At 69.5% G+C, this 6,114-nt stretch carries 7 protein-coding genes; 5 read left to right on the plus strand and 2 right to left on the minus strand.

What is annotated here, in order from left to right; genetic code table 11:
- The 5 genes from FV223_RS17855 to rho all read left to right on the plus strand — a co-directional run.
- Window positions 1-230: dephospho-CoA kinase (locus FV223_RS17855; RefSeq protein ID WP_147728282.1), on the plus strand; the 230-nt coding region annotated here is incomplete at its 5' end.
- Between the two features lie 111 nt (window positions 231-341).
- Window positions 342-584 (plus strand): type II toxin-antitoxin system HicA family toxin, encoded by a 243-nt coding sequence (locus FV223_RS17860; RefSeq protein ID WP_147728283.1) that lies wholly within the window; start codon window positions 342-344, stop codon window positions 582-584.
- Complete coding sequence (locus FV223_RS17865; RefSeq protein ID WP_147728284.1) at window positions 581-808, plus strand: type II toxin-antitoxin system HicB family antitoxin; 228 nt, start codon at window positions 581-583, stop codon at window positions 806-808. Before FV223_RS17860 ends, FV223_RS17865 begins: the two co-directional genes overlap by 4 nt.
- A 165-nt stretch (window positions 809-973) precedes the next feature.
- Window positions 974-1,513, plus strand: a complete 540-nt coding sequence (locus FV223_RS17870; RefSeq protein ID WP_147728285.1) for a ferritin-like domain-containing protein — start codon at window positions 974-976, stop codon at window positions 1,511-1,513.
- A 694-nt stretch (window positions 1,514-2,207) separates the two neighbouring features.
- Window positions 2,208-3,473 (plus strand): transcription termination factor Rho, encoded by a 1,266-nt coding sequence (gene rho / locus FV223_RS17875; protein WP_147728289.1) that lies wholly within the window; start codon window positions 2,208-2,210, stop codon window positions 3,471-3,473.
- A gap of 228 nt (window positions 3,474-3,701) precedes the next feature.
- Here the strand turns inward: rho and FV223_RS17885 are convergent, their stop codons facing one another.
- Complete coding sequence (locus FV223_RS17885) at window positions 3,702-4,424, minus strand: TerC family protein (RefSeq protein ID WP_147728287.1); 723 nt, start codon at window positions 4,422-4,424, stop codon at window positions 3,702-3,704.
- A gap of 28 nt (window positions 4,425-4,452) precedes the next feature.
- The gene (locus FV223_RS17890; RefSeq protein ID WP_147728288.1) at window positions 4,453-5,397 is read right to left on the minus strand and encodes a lipid kinase; all 945 of its coding nucleotides are present in this window, start codon (window positions 5,395-5,397) and stop codon (window positions 4,453-4,455) included.
- Between the last annotated feature and the right edge of the window lie 717 nt (window positions 5,398-6,114).

The raw sequence follows: 6,114 nt of genomic DNA on the forward strand, positions 1-6,114 counted from the left end.
ACGCCGTCCTCGTGGTCACCGCGCCGCCCGCGGTGCAGCGCGCCCGGGTGCTCGCCCGCCCCGGCATGACCGAGGCCGCCTTCGAGGCGATCCGCGCCAAGCAGATGCCGGACGCCGAGAAGCGGGCGCGGGCCGACTACGTGATCGACACGAGCCTCGGCTTCGCCGCCGCCGAGGCGGAGGTGGCGCGGATCGTCGCGCGGATATCCGACCAGGCGGGACATCGCTGACGTGGCTCCAGCGATTAACCTGGTCCTAACCCATTCGCGATAAACTGCCGGATCAATAAGAATTAACGCATCACCGTTAATGATTGCCTTCGAATCAGGAGGTGGTGCTGCATGTCGAAACGCCTGGAAGCGATGCGGGCCAATCCCGCGGCTGGGTGGACCGTGTCGGACATCGCTGCGCTCTGCGCCGAGTTCGACGTAGCTTGCCATCCACCACGGGGCGGCGGTTCGCACTATCGGGTCGGCCACCGGTCGCAATTCGAAAAGTTGACGATCCCCGCCGCTCGGCCGATCAAGGGGTGGTATATCCGCGAACTTGTTCGGTTCATCGACAAGGTCGGAGCCGCGCCATGAGCGAACTCACCTACCCCGTGGTGATCTCCCCACTGACCCAGGACGACGGCGGCGGCTTCGCTGCGACCGTGCCCGATCTCCCCGGCTGCATGTCGGACGGCGAGACGCCCGAGGAAGCGCTCGTGAACGTCCGCGACGCGATCGACGCGTGGATCGCCATGGCTCGCGAGCTCGGTCATGCCGTGCCCCCTCCCTCGCACGCGCTGCAGCGGGCTGTCGGCTGAACGGCACGCGCCGTCCTCGGCCGACGTCCGCCGCCGCCCGACGGCGTTCGGTTCCTCCACAGGGGGCGATATTTCGTCGGGAGCCGATGCGGGGGCGGCGGGTTGGCAGCCCAGGGGCCGCCTGCCGTCGCGGGCCGCCCGCGACGCACCCGAAGGACATCCGCCATGGCCACCAAGCCGAAGACGCTGCACGATGCGTTCTACGAGACGTTGAAGGACGTCTACTACGCCGAGAAGCAGTCGGTGAAGGCGCTCAAGAAGTCGGCCAAGGCCGCCGAGCATGCCGAGCTCCGCCAGGCCTTCGAGACCCATGCCGAGGAGAGCGCCAACCAAGTCGAGCGGCTCGGCCAGGTGTTCGAGATCATCGGCAAGCCGGCCCGCGCCAAGACCTGCGAGGCGATGCAGGGCATCACCTCCGAGATGGAGGAGGACCTGGAGGATTTCGGCGACAGCCCCGCCGCCGACGCGGTGCTGGCGGCCTGCGCCCAGGCGGTCGAGCACTACGAGATCGCCCGCTACGGCACCCTGAAGACCTGGGCCGCCCAGCTCGGCTACGCCGACGCGGCCAAGCTCCTCGACGAGACCCTGCAGGAGGAGAAGAAGACCGACGCGCTGCTCTCGGAGATCGCCGAGAAGCTTAACCTCGATGGCACCGAGCCGACCGAGGAGCCCGCCGGCAAGAAGGGCGGCCGCAAGGCGGCGTAGGCGCGCACCGAACGACCCCGTCCCCGCATCGCAGCGCACGACGCGCCCCCTCTCCCGCACGGGGGAGGGGGCGCGTCGTGCGTCGAGCGATCCGGTCCTGCGGGGATTGGCCGATCCGGCCATCCGCTTCGAGACGGCTTTCTCACCTCTCGGTTCGAGACCGACCCTGCCATCCCGGGGCTGCGCAGCAGAGCCCGGGATCCGGAGCCGCCGCCGGCGCCATCTTCAGCGCGACCTGCGGTTCTGGATGCCGGGCAGGTCCGCGGCGCCCCGGGATGACGACGGCGGGTTCCGCGACCGCGACGCCCATCGCTCCGATCCGCCCGCTCCGCGCGAGCCTCCGGTCGGAGCGAGGCCTCGGAAACCCACCCCCTTGAGCCGGCATCGAAAACGCGATATGCGTGGTCTGCCCTCCTAAAAAAAGCGCCGCCGCCGCATCCGTGAGCCCCCGGGGCTCCGCCCAGACGATGCACGGGTCCGCCGCAACCGTTTGCGGCCAGACATCCGGCGCCCTCTCCCGATTGCCAGGCTCCCTGCCTCAACCTTCGCTTTCGTCGGTTCAAGACATCCCATGAACGAACAGTCCGACGTCTCCGCCCTCGCGGACATCCCAGGCTCGAACTTGCCCGACTCGAACTTGCCCGACCCGACCCCGTCGACCGAGGGCGCGCTCGCGGCCTCCGACCTCGACGCCATGCGCGAGGTCAAGCTCCAGGACCTCAAGTCCAAGACGCCGACCGACCTGATCGCCTTCGCCGAGGAGGTCGAGGTCGAGAACGCCTCGACCATGCGCAAGGCTGAGCTGATGTTCGCGATCCTGAAGCAGCTCGCGGCCAAGGAGGTCGAGATCATCGGCGCCGGCACCTGCGAGGTGCTGCAGGACGGGTTCGGCTTCCTGCGCTCGTCGGAATCGAACTACCTGCCGGGCCCGGACGACATCTACATCTCGCCGACCCAGATCCGCCGCTTCGGCCTGCGCACCGGCGACACGGTGGAAGGCCCGATCCGTGGCCCCAAGGACGGCGAGCGCTACTTCGCGCTGCTCAAGGTCAACACAATCAACTTCGAGAACCCGGAGAAGATCAAGCACAAGGTCCACTTCGACAACCTGACGCCGCTGTTCCCGACCCAGCGCTTCAAGCTGGAGCTCGACGCGCCGCCGAAGAAGGACTTCTCGCCCCGCATCATCGACATCGTCGCCCCGATCGGCAAGGGCCAGCGCGCGCTGATCGTCGCGCCGCCGCGCACCGGCAAGACCGTGCTGATGCAGAACATCGCGCAGTCGATCACCATCAACCACCCGGAATGCTACCTCATCGTGCTGCTCATCGACGAGCGGCCGGAGGAGGTCACCGACATGATCCGCTCGGTGAAGGGCGAGGTCATCGCCTCGACCTTCGACGAGCCGGCCACCCGCCACGTGCAGGTCGCCGAGATGGTGATCGAGAAGGCCAAGCGCCTGGTCGAGCACGGCCGCGACGTGGTCATCCTGCTGGATTCGATCACCCGCCTCGGGCGCGCCTACAACACCGTGGTGCCGTCGTCGGGCAAGGTGCTCACCGGCGGCGTCGACGCCAACGCGCTGCAGCGCCCGAAGCGCTTCTTCGGCGCGGCCCGCAACATCGAGGAGGGCGGCTCGCTCTCGATCATCGCCACCGCGCTGATCGACACCGGCTCGCGCATGGACGAGGTGATCTTCGAGGAGTTCAAGGGCACCGGCAACTCCGAGATCATCCTGGACCGCAAGGTCTCGGACAAGCGCATCTTCCCGGCGATCGACATCACCCGCTCGGGCACCCGCAAGGAGGAGCTGCTGGTTCCCCCGGACGCGCTCAAGAAGACCTACGTGCTGCGCCGCATCCTCAACCCGATGGGCGTCACCGACGCGATCGAGTTCCTGATGGACAAGCTGCGCCAGACCAAGAGCAACGGCGACTTCTTCGACTCGATGAACACCTGAGGGGTTTCGGGCCTTCGGACGAAAAAGAAGGCCCCGATCCTTGGATCGGGGCCTTTTTCATATGCGCCGTACCTCTTCCCTCCCCCCTTAAGCGGGGGAGGGTGGGCCTCGCGTGAGCGAGGGTCGGGAGAGGGGAGCGACCTCTCCGGATAGCGCGCTCCCCTCTCCCGACCCGCTTCGCGGGCCACCCTCCCCCGCAGAGGGGGGAGGGAGAAACCGCTCCGCCGCTCAGGTTCGTCGCCGCCGCCGCACCAGCATGTTCAGCCCCTCGACGCCGGCCGAGAACGCCATCGCGGTGTAGATGTAGCCCTTCGGCACGTGCGCCCCGAAGCCTTCGGCGATCAGCGTCATGCCGATCATGATCAGGAAGCCGAGCGCCAGCATCACCACGGTCGGGTTCCGGGCGATGAAGGCCGAGAGCGGCTCGGCGGCCACCAGCATCACGATCACCGCCACGATCACGGCGATCATCATCACCGGCACGTGCTCGGTCATGCCCACCGCGGTGATAATCGAGTCGATCGAGAAGACGAGGTCGAGCAGCAGGATCTGGCCGATCGCCGCGGCGAAGCCGAGCGACGCGGCGCCCGTCGCCTTCTCCGGCGGCGGGTCGACGCTGTGATGGATCTCGCTGGTGGCCTTCCACAGCAGGAACAGGCCGCCGGCGAGCAGGATCAGGTCGCGCCAGGAGAAGGCGTGGCCGGCGACCTGGAAGACCGGGCTCGTCAGCTGCACGATGAAGGCGACCGTGCCGAGCAGCCCGAGCCGCAGCACCAGGGCGAGCCCGATGCCGATGCGGCGCGCCTGCGCCTGGTGCTCGGGCGGCAGCTTGTTCGTCAGGATCGAGATGAAGATCAGGTTGTCGATCCCGAGCACCACCTCCATCACCACAAGGGTCGCGAGCGCGGCCCACACCGTCGGGTCGGCGGCGAGCTGAACGAGATGGTCCATCGGGCCCCTCCCTCGAAGCGCGCGCGCCTCAGCGCGGCGAGAGCCGGTTCGCGGTGCCCGGCCGGCGGGCGGCATCCGGCGCGTAGATCCTCAGGATCTTCGGGAAGACCTTGAAATGCGCCGGGGTGTGGGTGGTGAGCTCGCCGTCGGTGTTGACGGCCCGCGGCTTGCGCGTGCTCAGCACCACCTCGGTGGTCTGGAAGGCGCGCACGTCCTCGGCCCTGCCATGGGTGCCGCGGCGGAGCGCCGGCAGCAGCGCGAGCAGCCGCCACCAGTGCTTCACCTCGAGCGAGTAGAAGTCGAGCTTGCCATCGTCGACGGTGGCGGTCTCCTCCACCGTCATGCCGCCGCCGTAGTGGCGCCCGTTGCCGACCGAGGCCTGGATCGTGGTGACGCGCTCGCGCTTTCCGTCGTGCTCGATCGTCACCGTGAAGGGCCGCACCCGGCGCAGCACCCGGAAGGCGGCGATGGCGTAGCCGACCGTGCCCCATTTCTTCTTCGATTCGGCGGTGAGCCCGCCGGCCAGATCCGCCGAGAAGCCGATGCTCGCCACGTTGAAGAAGTAGTGCCCGTTGACCCAGCCGAGATCGACCGGCTGCGCCGCCGCCGTGGTGATCAGCTCCGCGGCCGCCACCGGGTCGAGCGGCAGGCCGAGGGAGCGGGCGAGGTCGTTGGCGGTGCCGAGCGGCAGGATGCCCAACGGCAGCCCGGTCTCGACCAGGGCGGGCGCCGCCGCGTTCATGGTGCCGTCGCCGCCGCCGAGGATCACGAGGTCGACGTCCTGCGCGTGCCGCCGGATCACCGCGCAACCATCGCGCTCGGGCTCCGGCTCGACCAGGTCGAGCCCGCCCGCGCGCAGCGCGTCGCGCACGGCGTCGATCGCGGCGCCGCCGTTGCGGGCCTTCGGGTTGCACAGCAGCAGCGCCCTGCGGCGGCCCGCTGCGCCGTCATGGGGAGGAACGCCCGCGCTCATCGGAAAACCTCCGGCATCCCGGATCGAGTTTGCGAATCGGACAAGCGGCAGCCCTTCGGCGCGTTCGCCGCCCCCGCGGGGGCGCGGGGGCGACGGCGTGGCAGAGATCCGACATCGCGGTCGACGCCTCGACCGCCAGAGGGGCCCGGACCCGGAATACGGCCTAGGTGGCGTACCCGCCGATCGATCTCAACCCCGGCGCCCGCGCAATCGCGCGCTTCCCATGGGCCGGGGCGGCGGTTTCCGCGGCTTGGACGGTCTTCCGCTCGCATCGATCAGGACCGAAGCCTTCGGCCCGGCCCGTCCGGGTGCCTCGAGCGACGGGGCCCGCCGGGCGGACTGCGCGCCCGTCGGGGAGGGCGCGCGCGCGTGCTTCGCGCGTGCTTGGCGCGGTCTTGCGCTCCCGATCGGCCGGCGCAATCGCGGGCGTCCGCCGGCACCGGACGCGATTCGCGCGACCCGTCGATGCCGAAGGCGGTCGATCCGCGACGGCGTGCCGGTCCGACGGAACCAGCCGCCCACCCGCTTGCGTTAACCTCGGCCGTTCTAAAACGCCCCGTTCGACGTTCGGCCACCATCCGGTGATCCCATGTGCTCTGATCTCCCGCGCTTCGGCGCCCGGCGTTCCACGCTCGCGTTCGGCCTGATCCTCGCCGCCGGCGCAGCGCAGGCGCAGACGCCTCCGGCCTGGGTCGATCCGCCGGCGAAGGTCGCGCC

Source organism: Methylobacterium sp. WL116, from assembly GCF_008039455.1.
Taxonomy (GTDB): Bacteria; Pseudomonadota; Alphaproteobacteria; order Rhizobiales; family Beijerinckiaceae; genus Methylobacterium.